At 64.3% G+C, this 16128-nt stretch carries 19 protein-coding genes, 1 tRNA gene and 1 pseudogene; 3 read left to right on the top strand and 18 right to left on the bottom strand.

All coding sequences use genetic code 11. The annotated features are described in order from the left end of the window. Positions 1 to 129: 129 nt before the first annotated feature. Both rplL and rplJ read right to left on the bottom strand, forming a co-directional pair. On the bottom strand, positions 130 to 510 hold the full coding sequence (gene rplL / locus M2335_RS10265) for a 50S ribosomal protein L7/L12 (RefSeq protein WP_181559472.1): 381 nt from the start codon (positions 508 to 510) through the stop codon (positions 130 to 132). 83 nt (positions 511 to 593) lie between these two features. Continuing rightward, positions 594 to 1109, bottom strand: coding sequence for a 50S ribosomal protein L10 (gene rplJ, locus M2335_RS10260; protein ID WP_181559473.1), 516 nt, complete (start codon positions 1107 to 1109; stop codon positions 594 to 596). A gap of 532 nt (positions 1110 to 1641) precedes the next feature. On the opposite strand from rplJ, the gene M2335_RS10255 reads away from it, so the two are divergent. Further along, complete coding sequence (locus M2335_RS10255; RefSeq protein WP_264570133.1) at positions 1642 to 2250, top strand: PEPxxWA-CTERM sorting domain-containing protein; 609 nt, start codon at positions 1642 to 1644, stop codon at positions 2248 to 2250. Between the two features lie 103 nt (positions 2251 to 2353). On the opposite strand, the gene M2335_RS10250 is transcribed toward M2335_RS10255, so the two are convergent. The 7 genes from M2335_RS10250 to M2335_RS10220 form a co-directional block, all read right to left on the bottom strand. Next, positions 2354 to 2881, bottom strand: a complete 528-nt coding sequence (locus M2335_RS10250) for a TIGR02281 family clan AA aspartic protease (protein WP_181559475.1) — start codon at positions 2879 to 2881, stop codon at positions 2354 to 2356. A 72-nt stretch (positions 2882 to 2953) separates the two neighbouring features. Beyond that, positions 2954 to 3964 (bottom strand): hypothetical protein, encoded by a 1011-nt coding sequence (locus M2335_RS10245; protein ID WP_264594619.1) that lies wholly within the window; start codon positions 3962 to 3964, stop codon positions 2954 to 2956. A gap of 187 nt (positions 3965 to 4151) precedes the next feature. Next, complete coding sequence (gene rplA / locus M2335_RS10240; RefSeq protein ID WP_181559477.1) at positions 4152 to 4850, bottom strand: 50S ribosomal protein L1; 699 nt, start codon at positions 4848 to 4850, stop codon at positions 4152 to 4154. Between the two features lie 4 nt (positions 4851 to 4854). Then, complete coding sequence (gene rplK, locus M2335_RS10235; protein ID WP_181559478.1) at positions 4855 to 5286, bottom strand: 50S ribosomal protein L11; 432 nt, start codon at positions 5284 to 5286, stop codon at positions 4855 to 4857. 178 nt (positions 5287 to 5464) lie between these two features. After that, on the bottom strand, positions 5465 to 6163 hold the full coding sequence (locus tag M2335_RS10230) for an HPP family protein (protein ID WP_264594618.1): 699 nt from the start codon (positions 6161 to 6163) through the stop codon (positions 5465 to 5467). A 117-nt stretch (positions 6164 to 6280) separates the two neighbouring features. Continuing rightward, positions 6281 to 7657 (bottom strand): MFS transporter, encoded by a 1377-nt coding sequence (locus tag M2335_RS10225; protein ID WP_264594617.1) that lies wholly within the window; start codon positions 7655 to 7657, stop codon positions 6281 to 6283. Between the two features lie 109 nt (positions 7658 to 7766). Then, positions 7767 to 8222, bottom strand: coding sequence for a hypothetical protein (locus M2335_RS10220; RefSeq protein ID WP_181559481.1), 456 nt, complete (start codon positions 8220 to 8222; stop codon positions 7767 to 7769). Between the two features lie 113 nt (positions 8223 to 8335). Between M2335_RS10220 and M2335_RS10215 the strand changes: the two genes are divergently transcribed. Beyond that, the gene (locus tag M2335_RS10215; protein WP_264594616.1) at positions 8336 to 9010 is read left to right on the top strand and encodes a spermidine synthase; all 675 of its coding nucleotides are present in this window, start codon (positions 8336 to 8338) and stop codon (positions 9008 to 9010) included. Between the two features lie 18 nt (positions 9011 to 9028). Here M2335_RS10215 and M2335_RS10210 read toward each other — a convergent pair whose 3' ends face one another. From M2335_RS10210 to M2335_RS10190, 5 genes are all read right to left on the bottom strand, one after another. Beyond that, entirely contained in the window at positions 9029 to 11083 is a 2055-nt protein-coding gene (locus M2335_RS10210) for a PQQ-dependent dehydrogenase, methanol/ethanol family (RefSeq protein ID WP_264594615.1), read from the bottom strand. A 326-nt stretch (positions 11084 to 11409) separates the two neighbouring features. Further along, on the bottom strand, positions 11410 to 11946 hold the full coding sequence (nusG, locus tag M2335_RS10205) for a transcription termination/antitermination protein NusG (protein ID WP_181559484.1): 537 nt from the start codon (positions 11944 to 11946) through the stop codon (positions 11410 to 11412). 44 nt (positions 11947 to 11990) lie between these two features. Next, entirely contained in the window at positions 11991 to 12197 is a 207-nt protein-coding gene (gene secE, locus M2335_RS10200; protein ID WP_181559485.1) for a preprotein translocase subunit SecE, read from the bottom strand. Positions 12198 to 12341: 144 nt separating this feature from the next. Beyond that, positions 12342 to 12417 (bottom strand) — tRNA-Trp (locus tag M2335_RS10195). Positions 12418 to 12494: 77 nt separating this feature from the next. Beyond that, positions 12495 to 13184, bottom strand: a complete 690-nt coding sequence (locus M2335_RS10190; RefSeq protein WP_264594614.1) for an alpha/beta fold hydrolase — start codon at positions 13182 to 13184, stop codon at positions 12495 to 12497. Positions 13185 to 13302: 118 nt separating this feature from the next. Between M2335_RS10190 and aat the strand changes: the two genes are divergently transcribed. Further along, on the top strand, positions 13303 to 14043 hold the full coding sequence (gene aat / locus M2335_RS10185; protein WP_264594613.1) for a leucyl/phenylalanyl-tRNA--protein transferase: 741 nt from the start codon (positions 13303 to 13305) through the stop codon (positions 14041 to 14043). A 35-nt stretch (positions 14044 to 14078) separates the two neighbouring features. Here the strand turns inward: aat and M2335_RS10180 are convergent. The 4 genes and pseudogenes from M2335_RS10180 to M2335_RS10165 form a co-directional block, all read right to left on the bottom strand. Next, positions 14079 to 14249, bottom strand: a pseudogene (locus M2335_RS10180) (DUF2155 domain-containing protein); the annotation flags it as partial. A gap of 236 nt (positions 14250 to 14485) precedes the next feature. After that, positions 14486 to 14881: an NADH:ubiquinone oxidoreductase subunit NDUFA12 gene (locus M2335_RS10175; protein ID WP_181559488.1), complete on the bottom strand. Its 396-nt coding sequence runs from the start codon at positions 14879 to 14881 to the stop codon at positions 14486 to 14488. 60 nt (positions 14882 to 14941) lie between these two features. Beyond that, a complete protein-coding gene (locus tag M2335_RS10170) occupies positions 14942 to 15526 on the bottom strand; it encodes a DUF192 domain-containing protein (protein ID WP_264594612.1) in 585 nt (194 codons plus the stop codon). Further along, the gene (locus M2335_RS10165; protein ID WP_264594611.1) at positions 15523 to 16077 is read right to left on the bottom strand and encodes a regulatory protein RecX; all 555 of its coding nucleotides are present in this window, start codon (positions 16075 to 16077) and stop codon (positions 15523 to 15525) included. Before M2335_RS10165 ends, M2335_RS10170 begins: the two co-directional genes overlap by 4 nt. Between the last annotated feature and the right edge of the window lie 51 nt (positions 16078 to 16128).

The following is a 16128-nucleotide window of genomic DNA, read 5'->3' as shown; positions in this document are numbered from 1 at the left end:
GGGCGCCCATCGATCACGCCTGATCCACGCGACGATCCCTCAAACGCAAAAAAGAAGCGCGCCCGGATCGCTCCGGACGCGCTTCTTTTGTCGGGCGGGAACGGCTGGGCCGCTCCCCTCCCATCAAGCTTACTTGATCTCGACGGTCGCGCCGGCTTCCTCGAGCTTCTTCTTCAGCTCTTCGGATTCCGCCTTGTTCACGCCTTCCTTCACAGCCTTCGGCGCGCCTTCGACGAGCGCCTTGGCTTCCGTCAGGCCGAGACCGGTGATGGCGCGGACTTCCTTGATGACGTTGATCTTCTTGCCACCGTCGTTGACGAGGATCACGTCGAACTCGGTCTTCTCTTCAGCAGCGGGGGCATCGCCACCGGCGCCACCGGCGGGCGCAGCAACCGCGACTGCGGCAGCAGCGGAAACGCCCCACTTCTCTTCGAGAGCCTTCGACAGCTCGGCAGCTTCGAGAACGGTCAGCGCGGAGAGCTGGTCGACGAGCGAGTTGATATCAGCCATGTAATTCACTCCATTTTCTAGCGGGGCCGGGTCTGGCCCAAGTCAATTGATTGCAACTGTCTGCCGGGGAGGCGGCCTGAAGATCAGGCAGCATCCTTGGTGGCATAAGCGTTGAAGACGCGCGCGAGCTGCGCGGCCGGTTCCTTGGTGACGACTGCGAGCTTGGTTGCCGGGGCCTGAATGAGGCCGATCAGCGTTGCGCGCATCTGGTCGAGCGACGGCATCGAAGCCAGCGCCTTGATGCCATTGGCGTCCAGGAGCGTAGTGCCCATGGCGCCGCCGACGATCTCCAGCTTGTCGTTCGTCTTGGCGAAATCGATCGCGACCTTTGCAGCCGCAACCGGATCGGAAGACGTCGCCAGGCCCACCGGTCCAACCAGCATCTCTTCGATGCTGGCATAATCGGTGTCCTTGATGGCGATCTTGGCAAGGCGGTTCTTCGTTACCTTGTAGGTCGCGCCCGCATCGCGCATCTTCTGACGGAGCTGGGTCGACTGGGCCACGCTAAGGCCCAGATTGCGGGTCACGACGACCACGCCCATTTCCTTCAGAGATTCGTGAAGCGCGGAAACGACCTCGGTCTTTTCATTGCGATCCATGCCATTCTCCTCTGCGGCAAGGCCCGGAAGGCCCGGCCGCGTTCACACATGTGCCGCGCACGACCCGAGAGGGGCCGCAAGCGGCGAAGCAGTCCGAGGGGAAGGGTTGACTGGTCCAGCACGAGAGTGCGGACAGACCCGGATTGAGCTGCGCATCGAAGCGGAGCGCCGTCCGGCAAGAACTTTTCCCCGTCTCGGCTGGACATTAAGATGGGCAGATCCCATCACCAGCTGTCTCGGACGGTGCACCGGGACGGACCCGGTGAGCGAAGGCCCGATAGGCGGGGCGGCGGTGAAAAGCAAGCCGTTTCCAATTCCGGCCACGGCGAGGGAGCCGGGGAGGGCGGTAGACGCCTAATTTGTGACCCTTTGGCAACGTCCTTCCGCCATCTGCGCAAAGGTGGTTAAGACGTGGGAAAAGAAGGTTAAAGCGCTTTAATTCTTTCCGCCGCAGGTTTAGCACGGGTTCATGGAAAGCTTATCGACAGACTCGCTCCGTTGGGCGCGCCGTGAAATTGAACGGCACCGGGCTTTGATCGGTCTGGCCGTGGTGGCCAGCGCCTTGATCGCAGCCGCGCCGCACAATGAGCGCCGGATGTTCACCATCCCCGAGTTCGCCTCGGCGTTCGTCGCCGTGCCCGCGCCGGAAGAGACGTCGCTGCGCTCCGCGATCATGGGCTATCTTCGCGATGGCTGCGCGCCTGAGTTCGTCAATTCCAAGGGTGACCTGACCCAGCTGGTCAATCGCGCCGATTGCGGTCCTGGCCGTTCGCGCAACCAGGGCAGCAGCCCGTTCGCGCAGAAGCCGACCGCGACGCCGAACAAGTCGCCGGTCGCGCCGACCGCCTTCTTCGCCGAGCCGGAAGCTGCCGATTTCGTATCGAACCTCAACAGCCCGCTGATCGTGACGCAGCCGACGCTGGAGCCCTCCATGGCCTCCTTCACGCCGCCCACAGGCGGTACGGGCGGTGGCGGCGGGTTCATCCCCGGCATTCCCATTCCTTTGCCCGATTTCGTGCCGCCGGTGTTCGGTTCGGTTCCCGAGCCGTCGACCTGGGCGCTGATGATCGCGGGCTTCGGTCTGGCCGGCACGATGATGCGCCGCCGCAATCCGGTGAAGGTTACCTTCGCCGCTAGCTGATGGCTGGCCTCACACGCGTTTCCCGCTGAAAAGGCCAGTCCGGGGGGGCTGGCCTTTTCTTTGCCGATTGCGAGGCGGGATCGGTTTGGCACGGAAGCCCGGTTCAGTGGATGGTCAAGGTGTCGCCGCTCAGGGTGACGGTGCCGAGCTGCTGCAACGCGTTCTGGCCCATCAGCGAAACCGGCAGGGCGCCGTCGACCACGGCGGCGCTGATCTGCTCGATGCGCTTGCCGGCCATTTCCATCCGCTCGATCTTCGCCCAGCGCATCGCGGACGATCCGTTGACGGTGCGCATCTGCGCGCGACCGGGCAGGCTCTCATAAGTCAGGCCGAGCTTGGCCGCGTCGGCGCGATTGAGCACGACGACCGTCGCGCCGGTATCCACCACGAAGCGGATCGAATGGCCATTGGCCTTCGCCTCGACATAGAAGAGGCCGTCGGCATGGCGCTGCACGGTGTTGGCAGGCAGTTGGATGGCCGAGGCATCCAGAACTGCGGCCTCCGGCACAGCGATGTTTGCGGCGGCTTCCTTCTGGATGTTCTGGTGATCCGTGAACGGGTTGCTCAGCGCGACGGCAATGGATGCCATTGCCGCCATGATGCTACCGAATTCGAGATGGATGCCGATCATGCCGCATTATCACCCCGACTCACCCAAGAAGCGGTTTCGAGATTGAGTTAGCGCGGCATTAAGAAAGGGCGGTCAGGCGGGCGCCTGTGCCGTGCGGGAGGCCTCGATCTCGTCCTCCATCCGCTGCTTCACCCGGCGGCGGCGGCGGCCGAAGATGAAGGCGGCAAGGCCGGAGATCAGGGCTGAAATCCCGAATTCGGCGGCAAGGACGTTGTAGCGCCAGGTCAGCTTGTTGAGCCCGCTGAACAGTACGAAATTATCGTCCTCGACGTCATAGCCTGCATGGCGATACAGGTTGACGATCTCGCCCGGCAGGGCCTCGCGCCGCAGAACACCGTCGAGATAGGGGGTGAAGACGAGGTGCGAGAGGCGGAACCGCCAGACGCGCACCAGATCCTCATCCTTGGGGAAGGTGATGGGATGATAGCCTTCCGGCACATCGTTGCGCCGCACCTCGACGAAATAGCGCAGCGGCGAGCGGTCGTCCGGCCCGGAGCGAACCGGTGCGAAATAGAGCGAGCGCTTGACCAGCAGCAGATCCTCATTGAACTGCGCCGTCTCGCGCAGATCGATGCTGCCGGTGATGACGGCGCGGCCTTCCACCGGCGCGATCGCGTCGGGCGAGCCGACGACGATGCTGCGCGGGGTGCCCTCATCGGATGGCAATTGCAGCCGCAGGATCAGCACAATGACTGCCGCAAGCAGACTGCCGACGCAAACGCCGGCGAAAAAGCCCTGGAGGCGAGCGAGGCGTCCCTTCACGATGCGCAGATCGTCCTGCCGGGCAGGGCCGAAGGATTCGGTGCGGCGTTGGCGCGTACGCAGCAGCCACACCGCAGCGATCAGCGGCGCGGAGAACAATGCCGTCACCGCGACGAAGGTCAGGGTGGGCCAGTAACGATCGAAATGAAGAAACTGCCATTCGGCCAGTCGCGCGATCAACCCGCGATAATCGAGCGCCTGAAAGAGGAAGAACAGGCTGACAAGAGCGATCCAGAAGCCGAGCAGGCGAACCGCCAGATTGAGCTGTTTCGACACCCGGTCATAGGCATCCTGTCCAGCAGTTGGATGTCGCTTCTTCACCCCAATTTCCCTGTTTTTCATCTGAGTTCTATCGTCGCGTGCCTCGCCAAGCAATGCCATCGCAGGGTTAACAGGCGCTTTACGAAAAAACGCCTAATCAGACAGCCGACTCAGATCACAACATCGGGCAATAAAAAAGCCCCGCCGCGGTGGATACCGGGCGGGGCGTTTTTAGAATTGGGTGAGATCAGGCCGAGGCGACCTGAGCCACGTCCACCTTCACTCCCGGGCCCATCGAGGACGACAGAGCGATCTTGCGGACATACTTGCCCTTCGAGCCCGAGGGCTTGGCCTTCACAATGGCATCGACGAAGGCGTCGAAGTTCTTGCGCAGGTCGGCTTCGGTGAAGCTGGCCTTGCCGAGACCGGCGTGAATGATGCCGGCCTTCTCGACGCGGAACTCGATCTGGCCGCCCTTGGCAGCCTTCACGGCTTCGGCGACGTTCGGCGTGACGGTGCCGAGCTTCGGGTTCGGCATCAGGCCCTTGGGACCCAGCACCTTACCGAGGCGACCGACCAGGCCCATCATGTCGGGCGTCGCGATCACGCGGTCGAAGTCAAAATTGCCGTTCTGGATGTGCTCGAGCAGATCCTCGGCACCCACGATCTCGGCGCCGGCTGCCTTGGCGGCATCAGCCTTGTCGGCGCGGGCGAAGACGGCAACGCGCACATCCTTGCCGGTGCCGGCGGGCAGGGTGACGACGCCACGGACCATCTGGTCGGCGTGACGCGGGTCGACGCCCAGGTTCATCGCGACTTCGACGGTCTCGTCGAACTTGGCGGTGGCGTTCTTCTTGATGAGCGCGATGGCTTCATCGACGCCGTGCAGCTTGTTCGCATCGACTGCGGCGGCCATTGCCTTGGCCTTCTTGGTCAGCTTTGCCATGTTCTTAGCCCTCCACCACGGTCAGGCCCATCGCGCGGGCGCTGCCTTCGATGATCTTCGTCGCGGCCTCGATGTCGTTGGCATTGAGGTCGACCATCTTCGCTTCGGCGATCTCGGCGAGCTGGGCACGCGTGATCTTGCCGGCGGAGACCTTGCCGGGCTCCTTGGAGCCGGACTTGAGGTTCACGGCCTGCTTGATGAGATAGGTTGCCGGCGGCTTCTTGGTGACGAAGGAGAAGCTGCGGTCAGCGTAGACGGTGATGATCGTGGGCAGGGGCGTACCCTTCTGCTCCTTTTCGGTCGCCGCGTTGAACGCCTTGCAGAATTCCATGATGTTCACGCCGCGCTGACCCAGGGCAGGGCCGATCGGCGGCGAGGGGTTGGCGGCTCCAGCGGGCACCTGGAGCTTGATATAGCCCGTGATTTTCTTGGCCATTACACTCACTCTGTAGAAGGCGGGGCCAATGGCGCCGCCCGGTTCAAGCTTAGCGGTCAAACGGCTGACCCTAAGGGGTCGTCCTCCCGCAATGGGCTTCCATCAGGCCTGCAAGACCGTCCGGAAGCCGGCGCCTATAGCGGTGACCGGTACAAAAGGAAAGAGCGGTCTTCTCGATTCACTTTTGCCCGGCAGTACGCCGCGCCAGCGCATGAAGCTCCGCCTGGGAGAGCAGCAGGGCGAGATCGTCCCGGCTGATGTCGAAACTCTCGTCCATATCCTCCAGCGCCTTGTCGATATCCTCGCTGTGCAGCCCTGAAGCCTCCCGCATTTGGTCGCTATGGATTGTGGGCGCAGCCGGCTGATGCGGGTAGCTGTGCCCGGTCATGCGATGGAAGAACATGGCAAGCGACACCAGCGCGATGGAATTGAGCCCAACGGGCGCGAAGGCGAAGGCATAGCCGGCATCGTGAATGCCCTGGCTGCCGATCACGGCGGTCAGCGCCGCCGCCCCGCCGGGCGGGTGTAGGCAGCGGCAGAGCGACATCACGAGGATCGCGCCGCCGACAGCCACCCCGGCGGCCAGCGCCATTGGCGGAATCCAGCGGGCCGCCGCCACGCCCACCAGTGCCGAGAGGATGTTACCGCCCACCACCGACCAGGGCTGGGCGAGCGGACTGGTCGGCACGGCAAAGACCAGCACTGCCGAAGCGCCAATGGGCGCGACGATGATCGGCAGATCAGCATAAGCGATCGGGAATTGCAGGCAGAGCACGATCGTCAGCCCGATCCCCGCCGTCGCGCCGATCACGGCCAGCAGGCGCGGCATCAGCCGGGCGCCGGCGAGGATCGGTTTGAAGAGGCGCTCTGTGGTCATGGGTTTCGTCGCACTGGCTTGGAAGAGAGGCGCGCTATTGGCGCGGCTTCACCCAGAAGACCAGCGAGCATTTCCGCTTGCCGATCAAGCGGGGCTTTCAGTCCGTTGCGCCGCCACTCATTCGGCCGCCGCAGGTTGTGCCGTGTTGAGCACGTCTGCTGGTGCTTTGCGGCGCTTCACGATCATGCCGATGCCGAGCGCGCACAGTGCCAGAACGGCAGGGCACAGCGCCAGAATGGCAAAGCTGCGCACGATCGGCAGGCCGCTCGCCAGCACGAACGCGCCGATGATCGGCCCTGCAATGCCGCCGATCTTGGCTACGGATGTTGCCCAGCCGGCGCCGTTCGCCCGGATTGCGGAGGGATAGAAGACGCCGGCAATCGACAGAATACCGAAATGCGCGCCGCCCACGAAGCTGGTTGCGGCGACCGAGACGATCAGGAAGAGCGTCGGTTCCATCGGCACCAGGCCGACCAGCAGCAGGAGCGGGAAGGCGACGGCGGGATAGACCGCGACCGCGAGCGGCCCCTTGCCATCGGTAAAGCGCATCAGCAGCAGGCCCAGCACCGCGCCAGCAATGCCCCCGATGGACGAGACATAGGCTGCCGTCTCCCGCGAGAATTTGAGATCCTCATAGACGATCGGGCCCCAATTGGCCTTGAAATAGACGGCCAGCGTGCTGGCGATATAGGCCAGCCAGAGCAGCGGCGTCAGCCATTTAAGGTCGCCCTTGAACAGCTTGGCGGCGGTGAAGTTGCTGGTGTCCTGCTTCTCGTCGCTGAGCACGAAGCGGTCCTGCGCGGTCGCGCCGAGCGTGGGATCGACCTTGTTCAGCGTCTTGGCGATGAGGTCCGGCTTGAGGTTCTTGCTGGCGAGGAAGCGTACCGATTCCGGCAACCAGAACAGCAGGGCAAAGGCGCAGACGATTGTACCGAGGCCGCCGAAAACGAACACGCCCTCCCAGCCATAGGTGGGGGCAAGCCACACGGTCACCGGCCCGGCCAGCGAGGAGCCGAGGCTGTAGCCGACCATGATCACCGTCACCACGGTCGAGCGGTATTTGGTGGGCACATATTCGATGTTGAGCGCCCAGGCGAGCGGCAGCATGCCACCAATGGCAAAGCCATCGAGGAAGCGCAGGATGAGAAGGGCTTCATAGCTCTGCGCCAGCGCGGTGGCGGTCGTCAAAATGCCGAATGCGAAGGCGGCGCCGATGATCGTCTGTCGCCGCCCGATCCTGTCGCCAATGTATGCGAAGGCAAAACCGCCGACCATCATGCCGAACAGACCGGCGGAAAACACGTTGCCCAACTGGTGCGTGGAGAGGCTCAACTCATCGCGCATCCAAGGCGCGGTGAAGCTGATCAACATCATGTCGAACCCGTCGAACACCGTGATCAGCCAAGAGAGAACGATCAGCCGGAAATTGAACGGGCCGAGCTTCCGCTCGTTGATGAACGTGGCGATATCGATCGAGCGGGGCGCGCTGGCCATGCTGGCTGTCCTCTCCGGCTGTGCCTCGAATCGTTCGTAAGGCAACTATTCTTTTAATGGTTAGCAATCTATCGGGCGGCGGCAAGCGATACCTGCTGCGCCGCCCGGTTCAGATATCGGTCGAAAGTACGAAACCACGCAAGGCGCGGGCGTCGTGCAGCGCATTATGCGGCACCTGGCTGTTGCGCGCACTGCTGAACCCGGCGGCGTTGACCAGCTCGAAGCGGAGGCCGCGCACATCGATCATCTCGCCGGGGCCTGTCATCAGCAGCGTTGCGAAATGCGCGATGTCCTCGGGCCAGTCTGCGACGATCATCGGCTCATTGTCGCCGGCGAGGTAGGTGGCGACCAGTTCGGACGCATTGGCCCGCTCCACGGCATAATCCAGCCCGGTCGGCACATGGCGCAGATAAGGGATCACATTATGCTCGACCCAAGGGTGGAGCGGTTCGGGAAGCGGCAGAAGCGAGAGATACAGCTCCTGATCGCCATATTCGGGCACCAGGGCCAGGCTGATCAGGGCGCCGCCAAAACCATTATATTCGGTATCGAGAAAGTAACGCATGAAGCTCCGGGGATTGGATTGGGGGGAGAGTCGCGCGGAGGCATACAGTGCCGGGACCGTTTGCGCGATGCCTCCGGGTCTGCCAGAGGGACGGCTCGGTTGAAAGGAACGATATGAAGCCCCGCGAACATCTCGGCACGGCAAAGGTGCCCGGCGGCGAGGATCTGCGCCTGTTCCGGCGCGGCGACGATTTCATGATCGTGCTGGACCGCAACGAACTGATGAACAGCCGGATGAGCGGATCGGAAAAGGCGCTGGCGCTGATGACGCTGGAGCGGCTGCCTTCCCGCGCGGGGCGTCACCTGCTGATCGGCGGCTATGGCATGGGCTTCACGCTGCGCGCGGCGCTGGGCGCGCTCGACGCCCAGGCGAAGGTCACGGTGGCCGAGCTGGTGCCGGAAATCATCGAATGGGCGCGGGGGCCGATGGCCGAATTGGCGGCCGGCTGCCTGGATGATCCGCGCGTGGATCTCGTTCACAGCGACGTCGCGGAACTGATCGAGGACGGGCAGGGGCACTACGATGCCATCTTGCTCGACGTCGATAACGGCCCCGACGGCCTCACCGTGCCGGCCAATGACCGGCTCTATTCCGCGCGCGGCCTCCCCCAGGCGATGCGGGCACTCAAGCCGGGCGGCATTCTCGCCGTCTGGTCCGCCGGCTCTGACGAAGCCTTCACCCGCCGGCTGAAGAGCGCGGGGTTCATCGTCGACGAGGTGGCGGTGAAGGCGCGGGAGAACGGCAAGGGGCCGCGCCACGTCATCTGGTTTGCCCAGCGGCGCGGCTAGGCCGCACGCAGCGACCCGTCATTGTCGCACGGCATCGTCCTGCCAGTCCTCATTGCCGCGCGCGATGAGGTAGGCGTGGATCGCCTCCGCCTGTGCCTTGTCCAGCACGCCCTTGAAGCTGGCCATGCCCAGATCGGCCTTGGTGCCCTCCAGCACGATATCGAGGAAGTGCGCGCGGGTATCGGGCGTCATGTAGCGCAGATCCTTGAGGCCACCGCGCGCATTCTCGCCATGGCAGCGGGCGCAAGTCTCGCCATAAAGTTGCGCGCCCAGCCGCACCTGCGCTTCGGTGGCGCGGAGGAAGGGCGGGCGGGGCAGGGCCGTCGGCGGCGGTAGGGGCGGCAGCGTCACGCCTTTGGCATCCAGGCGGAACACCAGCAGTCGCGCCGGTGACACCCGGAAGCCGCCGGGTATCTTGCTCAGCCCCGCGACGATCGATCCGCCCCAGCCGACATTCACCGCCACATATTGCACGCCGTCGATGGCGTAAGTGACGGGCCCGCCGATGGCGACATTGTCGACATTCATGTCCCAGAGCTTCTGCCCCGTGTCGGCGCGATACGCCGCGAAGGTCTTCTCGATGGTGCCCTGAAAGACGAGATTGCCCGCCGTTGCCAGCGTGCCACCCGAACCCGGGAGCGAATAGGGCACCCGCCAGGCTTCCGTCTGTGTCACCGGGTTCCAGGCGAGCAGATAGCCTTTCTCCATGGCGTCCGCCTCTGCCTGCAAGGCCTTGCGTTGCGCGGCCCATTCCGGCGTTGCGCCGGCATAATCGAAGCCGGCATTGTTGCGGAACGGCACGAATGCGAAATCCTTGTCCCGCTGCCGGGCATAGACGATGGACTGTTCCATGGCCGGGAAATAGACCAGCCCGGTCTTCGGGCTGAACGACATGGGATGCCAGCTATGCGCGGCGAGCAGGCTCGGCGTGATCCGCTGGGGCGTCGTCGTCAGGTGCACGCCCGGATACAGCACCGGCCGCCCGGTCTTCATGTCGATATGGCTGGCCCAGTTGCTCGGCACGAATTTCTCGGCCGAGAGCAATTCCCCGGTCTTGCGGTCGAGCACGTAGAAAAAGCCGTTCTTGGGCGCCTGCATGATGACCGGGCGGGTCTTGCCTTTGATCTTGAGGTCCGCGAGCATCATCGGCTGGGTGCAGGTAAAGTCCCAGTCTTCTTCCGGCACCGCCTGATAATGCCAGCGATAGGCGCCGGTATCGGCATCCACCGCCACGATGGAGCACAGGAACAGATTGTCCCCCTTGCCCGCGCTGCGGAAATGCCAGCTGATCGGCGATCCGTTGCCGGTGCCGATATAGACGAGGTTGAGCGCCGGATCGTAGACGAAGCTGTCCCACGCAGTCCCGCCACCGCCATATTTCCACCACTCCCCGTGCCAGGTCGGCAGCGCGATCTTCATCGCCGCGTCCGAGGCTTCGCCGTCGGGGCCATCGGCGGGGTTGCCGGGTACGGTGTAGAACTTCCACAGCCGCTTACCCGTCTCCGCATCCCAGGCGCTGACGAAACCGCGCACGCCATAGTCCGCGCCGCCATGGCCGATCACCACCTTGCCGTCGAACACGCGCGGCGCGCCGGTGATGGAATAGGGATGCGCGCGGTCGAAGGTCTGCACCGTCCAGACCTCCTTGCCTGTCCGCGCATCCACGGCGATCAGCCGGCCGTCGAGCGCGGCGACGTAGATCTTGCCGTTCCACGCCGCAATGCCACGGGTCGAGGGGCCGCAACAGGCCAGCCGCGCCCACTGCCGCTCGACCTGCGGATCATAGGTCCACAGCTTGCGGCCGGTCCGTCCATCATAGGCGGTCACGATGTTGAAGGCGGAGGCGTTGTAGATCACGCCATCGACCACCAGCGGCGTCGCCTGCACGCCGCGATAGGTGTTTAGATCATCGTACCAGGCCAGTCCCAGCCTTTGGATGGTCTTGTCGTTGATCTGGGTGAGCGGCGAATAACGCTGCTCGTCATAGCTGCGCCCATAGGCCATCCAACTGCCGGCGCTGGCCGGTGCGTCTGGCGCCCGCATCCGCTCGCTGGTGACATGGGCTAGCTGCATTCCGCCTGATCGTGCGTCCTGCCCCGCGAGGAGCAGCGGCGCCGTTATCAGCGCGATGCCTGCGATCCACGATCTCCTGCTCCCTGCCACGACCATTCCCTCCCGATGCCGCACCGTTGCGGTGCTTGCGCAATCAAGGGATCATTCGCCGCGCCAACGCAATCGCCCTGCGCGATGGTCAGGTTGGATGAGGTGGAAGAACGGCTGAGACCGGCGCGGCGCGTTTGTGCCTTTTCGGCGTTTCCTGCCCGTCATTCCCGCGTTCGACACAAGAAAAGAGCCGCCGATCAGGGACCGGCGGCTCGAAAAATTGGCTGTCGAAGGCCTTATTTGGAAAGCTCGACTTCCTCGAAGTCCAGTTCCACCGGCGTCGCGCGGCCGAAGATCGAAACCGAGACCTTCACGCGGCTCTTCTCGAAATCCAGTTCCTCGACGGTGCCGATGAAGCTAGCGAACGGGCCGCTCATCACCTTCACGCTGTCGCCGATTTCGTAATCGACATTGACCTTGTGACGCGGCTGGGCGGCTGCTTCCTCGCGCGCGCCGAAGAAGCGGGCGGCTTCCGCCTCGCTAATCGGCTGCGGCTTGCCGGAGTTGCCGAGGAAGCCGGTGACCTTGGGGGTGTTCTTGATGAGGTGGTAGATATCATCGTTCATGCTGAGCTTGGCGAGCACATAGCCCGGCATGTTCTTGCGCTCGACCTGAACCTTCTTGCCGCGCTTCACTTCGGTCACGGTCTCGGTCGGCACCTCGACCTGCTCGATGAGCTGGGCCAGACCCATGCGCTCGGCTTCGGACAGGATGGACTCGCGGACCTTGTTCTCGAAGCCCGAATAAGCGTGGATGATGTACCAGCGCGCCATAATTTTATCGTTTCCTCAATTCGTCTTGGTCGGGAGAGCGGCGATCAGCTCTGGCCCGCGGCCAAACCCAGCAGCGTGCGAACGATCCAGCCAAAGAACGTGTCGATGCCAAAGAAGAAAAGTCCGAGCACCGTGGTCAGGATCACCACCATGATCGTGGTCATCACCGTCTCGCGCGAGGTCGGCCAGGTGACCTTGTTCCACTCGGCCTTGACCTGGTTCACGAATTCGATGGGGGAGGTTTTCGCCACGCTCAGCCTGCTCTTTCAGATGAAACCAGAACTCTTTGAAACACAAGAAAGCGGACCGCACCCGGAGCTTTCTCCGGCCGGCCCGCCGCCTGCATTTCGCAACCGTCCTTGCCTCTACGCGCTCGGGCGCCTCGGGGCAAGTTTTGGCAGGGGCGATAGGATTCGAACCTACGACATTCGGTTTTGGAGACCGACGCTCTACCAGCTGAGCTACACCCCTATGCCGGTGAAGGCGCTGCCCTTAACGCGACCCGAAGGCGGGCGCAAGCGGTCAACGGCGCTTTCCGCAACTTGTCGTCATTCGTCCTTCGCTGCGTCATCGAGGAGGATGCGGGTAATGCCCGGGAGATCATCGTCCCACATCATATGGCTGGTGGGGAGTTCGTGGACGTCCCAGGCCGGGTCTGCGGTGCAGCGCGCGCGGAACGGCGCGAAAGAGCCGAGCGGGCTGGCCGACGCAAAGACGTAAGTCCGCCGGGCGACCGCGTCCTCCTCGCCACCCAGTTTGACCGGTTCGAGCAGGGTGAGGAGCGGGTGGCCGGAGACGCGCCCGGCCCGGCCCGGCGGAATCGGGAAGATCGGCTGGACGAGGCCCGGCGACTGCCGCTGATTCTCGATATACATCGCCCGCGTCCCGTCATCGACGATGTCCCAGAGCATTTCGCCATCCTTCGGCAGGAAGGCGTCGAGATAGATGAGGCTGCGGATGCGGGTGCCGCGCAGGGCCGCGACGCCGGAGATGACCATGCCGCCATAGCTATGACCGACGAGGATGATGTCGCGCAGGCCCTCGCAATCGATGAGGCCGACCACATCGGCGATATGATCGCTGAGCCTAAGGCCGCCATGAGCCAGATGAGCACGCTCCCCAAGGCCGGTCAGCGAGGGGACATACACCTCATGGCCGGCGGACCGCAGTTCGCGGGCAAGGGGGCCATAACCCCAGCTGCCGCCCCAGGCGCCATGAACCAGCACGAAAATTGCCACAGGCTTGCTCCTCTCCAGACTATGCCGGATCGCTATCGCCTCCCCGTGGGGCCTGCCAGCGCTTTTTGCACCAAGGGACGGGCGCGACAAAGGCCGGTGGGGATGCTAAAGGCCGGGAATGGCGATCGATTTACCGATCCTGTTGCGCGCTTATGCGGTCGGGCTGTTCCCTATGGCCGACGACCGTGCCGCCAATTCGGTCTTCTGGGTGGAGCCTGAGCGGCGGGCAATCCTGCCGCTCGATGCGTTTCATCTCTCCAAATCCCTGCGCAAGACCGTGCGCGCCGACCGGTTCGAGGTCACGGCGGATACCGCGTTCGAGCAGGTCATCGCTCTGTGCGCGCAGAGCGCCACAGATCGCCCGACGACGTGGATCAATCGGGACATTGAGGAAGCCTTTGTGCGCCTGCACCACGGCAAGCTGGCGCACAGCGTGGAAGTGTGGAGCTACGAGGATGGGGAGCGCCATCTCGTCGGCGGGCTCTACGGTCTGGCGTTGGGGCGGGGGTTCTTCGGGGAGAGCATGTTCAGCCGCCGGCGCGATGCCTCAAAGGTGGCGATGGCCTGGCTGGTCGCCCGGTTGCGGGTCGGCGGATTCACACTGCTCGATTGTCAGTTCATGACCCCGCACCTTGCCTCTCTGGGCGCGGTGGAGATCGACGCGCAGACCTATTCGGGATTGCTCGGCGATGCGCTGTCGGCAGGCGCGGACGGCGCTGCGGGGGCTTCTGCCGCGTTCGATGCGCTCGATTCGTTGCCGGATGCGCCGGCCGAACGTGCGCTGCGATCCGCCACGCGCACCGTATCCGGCCCGGTCTCCGGCCAGCTCATCGCGCAGCTGATCACCCAGACGTCGTAGATCGGATGCAGCACCACATTACGGTCGGGCCGTTCCTTGAACAGCCAGCCGGAGAAGGTGCGGTGCCATTTATTGTCGCGGCTTTCCAGCACGTCGAGCTGCACGAATGCGCCGGTTTCCTTGTCCATTTCCCACGGCGCGGTGGTTTCGCAAGCGCGCAGGCGGATGATGGCATTGCCCGAGCGCAACGCCACGCCCGGCTTCATCGTGAATTTCTGGGTGATCCCGTTGCGCTTGTTGAGCAGGCCGATCTCCGCGACGCGCTCTGCCATCGGCGTTCCGGGCAAGCCGGTCTCGACCTTCACGGGGCGCTCGTCCTGCGTGCGTTCTTCCGGCACGACCGCGACATTGCGGGCTGCCTCGGGGTCTCCGCAGGCCGTCAGCGGTCCAATGATGCCGAGCGCGAGCAACCATCGGCCCGGCCGCGCGGACCGGAGAATCGTCACGTATTCGGAGTCCAGGCTTCGTAATCGCCCGTCGCCATCTGGCGGCGACCGCCGGCAGCTATGGCGCCGGACGGCAGATGGGCCTGCGGCGTGCCGGTCTGGTTGGGCGTGAATTCGGTTTCCCAGATGCGGGGCGGCGGCAAATGGCTCTCAGGCGTGCCGTCGATGCTGTGATGCAGCCAGCCATGCCATTCTGCAGGCACGCGGCTGGCATCATTGGCGCCCTTGTAGATCACCCAGCGGCGCGTGAGGCCGTTGGGGTCCGTGCCGCCTTCATAATAGACATTGCCCTGATGGTCCTCGCCCACTTTCGTGCCTTTGCGCGAAGTGAACAGCGAGGTGCCGATGGTGGCGCCGTCCCACCAGGTGAAGATCTTGCCGAGCAGTCCCATGGCCAGAGCGCTTAGCCGCACTCACGGGGGATTGGCAACGTGGAATCGAATGAAGTGCGCTCAGCGCTGCGACGAGGGGCAGAAGCGATCCGCTCGCCACACGGGCGCGCGACCTGCACCGGCGCCTGCATCCGTGGCGCAATCGCCCCATTCGATCCGGTCACCCTTGGCGATGCCGAGCGCCTCTGCACGTCCCTGCCGGATTTCCAGCACCGCCGTCACCGGCTCATTGGCCGCGAGCGGGCGCAGGCTGTTCGGCTCGCCCTGCAGGATGTCGGCAATCGTGCCGTCGGTGCGGATGAACAACAGGTCCAGCGGAACGCGCGTGTCCTTCATCCAGAAGGATGCCATGTTAGGATAGGCGAACGGAAAGATCATGCCGGCATCGTCGGCCAGCGTCTCGCGGCCCATCAGGCCGTGCTGCTGGGCCTCCTTGTCCACCGCCAGTTCCGCGACGAAGCGATGGGTCTGGCCGCTGGACGTGTGAATGCGAACTTCGGTGCTGCCAGCGGGCAGGGCCGCGCTATTGGCAACCGCTGAGGTGTTAGCGCTGTCCTCCGGCGCCGCATGGCAGGCGGCCAGCGCGAGCGCTGTCGCCAGCGCGCCGATGTTCAGACCACGCCCGATCCGCCGCCTCTTCGTCATTCCCAATCCTCTGCTGACAGGGTCTCTGGTCGCTCGGGCAACTCGCCCGGCGCGCTTTCGATCCAGTCGCGGGCGGTCTGCATGCTGTGGCCGGCCCGCAAAAAGGTCGCGATCTGCTTTTCCCGCATCGGCCGGTCGGCGGGCTCGGCCGCGAACGGCCCGATTCGCTTGCGGCGGGCGAGGCGCTCGGCCGCATCCCATTGCGCGGCAGCGTCGGGGGCGGCCTGCTCGGATGTCGTCTCGTCGATGTCGTCCTGCCGCAGCGTCTGCGCGATGCGGCGTTGCCCGAGGCCCCGCCGCTGCATCGCCCCGGATTTCATCTCGGCATAGGCCCGGTCGTCCACATAGCCGAGATCGACCAGCTTTTGCGTGATCCGCTCGGTCGGGGGCGGGGAATCGCCGGCCCAGCCACGCTCGCGCAGCTTGCGCGCAAGATAGGCGGCGAGCCGGCCCCGGCTGGTGGCGAAGCGCCCGACATAGTGGATAGCCAGCGCCTCAAGGCTCGCTTCCACAAGCGGTTTTGGCGGCGATTTTTGCGGGCGCGGCGTCATGCGCCATTTTTGTGCCACACTCCCTGTCTTAAAGTAAACGCGCCTAACTCG

Source organism: Sphingobium sp. B12D2B (genome assembly GCF_025961775.1).
Lineage (GTDB): Bacteria > Pseudomonadota > Alphaproteobacteria > Sphingomonadales > Sphingomonadaceae > Sphingobium.
The sequence above is the reverse complement of the archived record's forward strand: the minus strand, read 5'-3'. Positions and strand labels throughout refer to the sequence as shown.

Excerpts from the sequence above, each read along its gene's own strand:
- M2335_RS10220 (WP_181559481.1), bottom strand. The coding sequence starts at position 8,222 with ATGCGTTACTTTCTCGATACCGAATATAATGGTTTTGGCGGCGCCCTG.
- rplJ (WP_181559473.1), bottom strand. The coding sequence starts at position 1,109 with ATGGATCGCAATGAAAAGACCGAGGTCGTTTCCGCGCTTCACGAATCT.
- M2335_RS10165 (WP_264594611.1), bottom strand. The coding sequence starts at position 16,077 with ATGACGCCGCGCCCGCAAAAATCGCCGCCAAAACCGCTTGTGGAAGCG.
- rplA (WP_181559477.1), bottom strand. The coding sequence starts at position 4,850 with ATGGCAAAGCTGACCAAGAAGGCCAAGGCAATGGCCGCCGCAGTCGAT.
- M2335_RS10230 (WP_264594618.1), bottom strand. The coding sequence starts at position 6,163 with ATGACCACAGAGCGCCTCTTCAAACCGATCCTCGCCGGCGCCCGGCTG.
- nusG (WP_181559484.1), bottom strand. The coding sequence starts at position 11,946 with ATGGCGCGCTGGTACATCATCCACGCTTATTCGGGCTTCGAGAACAAG.
- M2335_RS10215 (WP_264594616.1), top strand. The coding sequence starts at position 8,336 with ATGAAGCCCCGCGAACATCTCGGCACGGCAAAGGTGCCCGGCGGCGAG.
- rplL (WP_181559472.1), bottom strand. The coding sequence starts at position 510 with ATGGCTGATATCAACTCGCTCGTCGACCAGCTCTCCGCGCTGACCGTT.
- rplK (WP_181559478.1), bottom strand. The coding sequence starts at position 5,286 with ATGGCCAAGAAAATCACGGGCTATATCAAGCTCCAGGTGCCCGCTGGA.
- M2335_RS10170 (WP_264594612.1), bottom strand. The coding sequence starts at position 15,526 with ATGACGAAGAGGCGGCGGATCGGGCGTGGTCTGAACATCGGCGCGCTG.
- M2335_RS10210 (WP_264594615.1), bottom strand. The coding sequence starts at position 11,083 with ATGCAGCTAGCCCATGTCACCAGCGAGCGGATGCGGGCGCCAGACGCA.
- M2335_RS10250 (WP_181559475.1), bottom strand. The coding sequence starts at position 2,881 with ATGATCGGCATCCATCTCGAATTCGGTAGCATCATGGCGGCAATGGCA.
- M2335_RS10175 (WP_181559488.1), bottom strand. The coding sequence starts at position 14,881 with ATGGGACTGCTCGGCAAGATCTTCACCTGGTGGGACGGCGCCACCATC.
- aat (WP_264594613.1), top strand. The coding sequence starts at position 13,303 with ATGGCGATCGATTTACCGATCCTGTTGCGCGCTTATGCGGTCGGGCTG.
- M2335_RS10225 (WP_264594617.1), bottom strand. The coding sequence starts at position 7,657 with ATGGCCAGCGCGCCCCGCTCGATCGATATCGCCACGTTCATCAACGAG.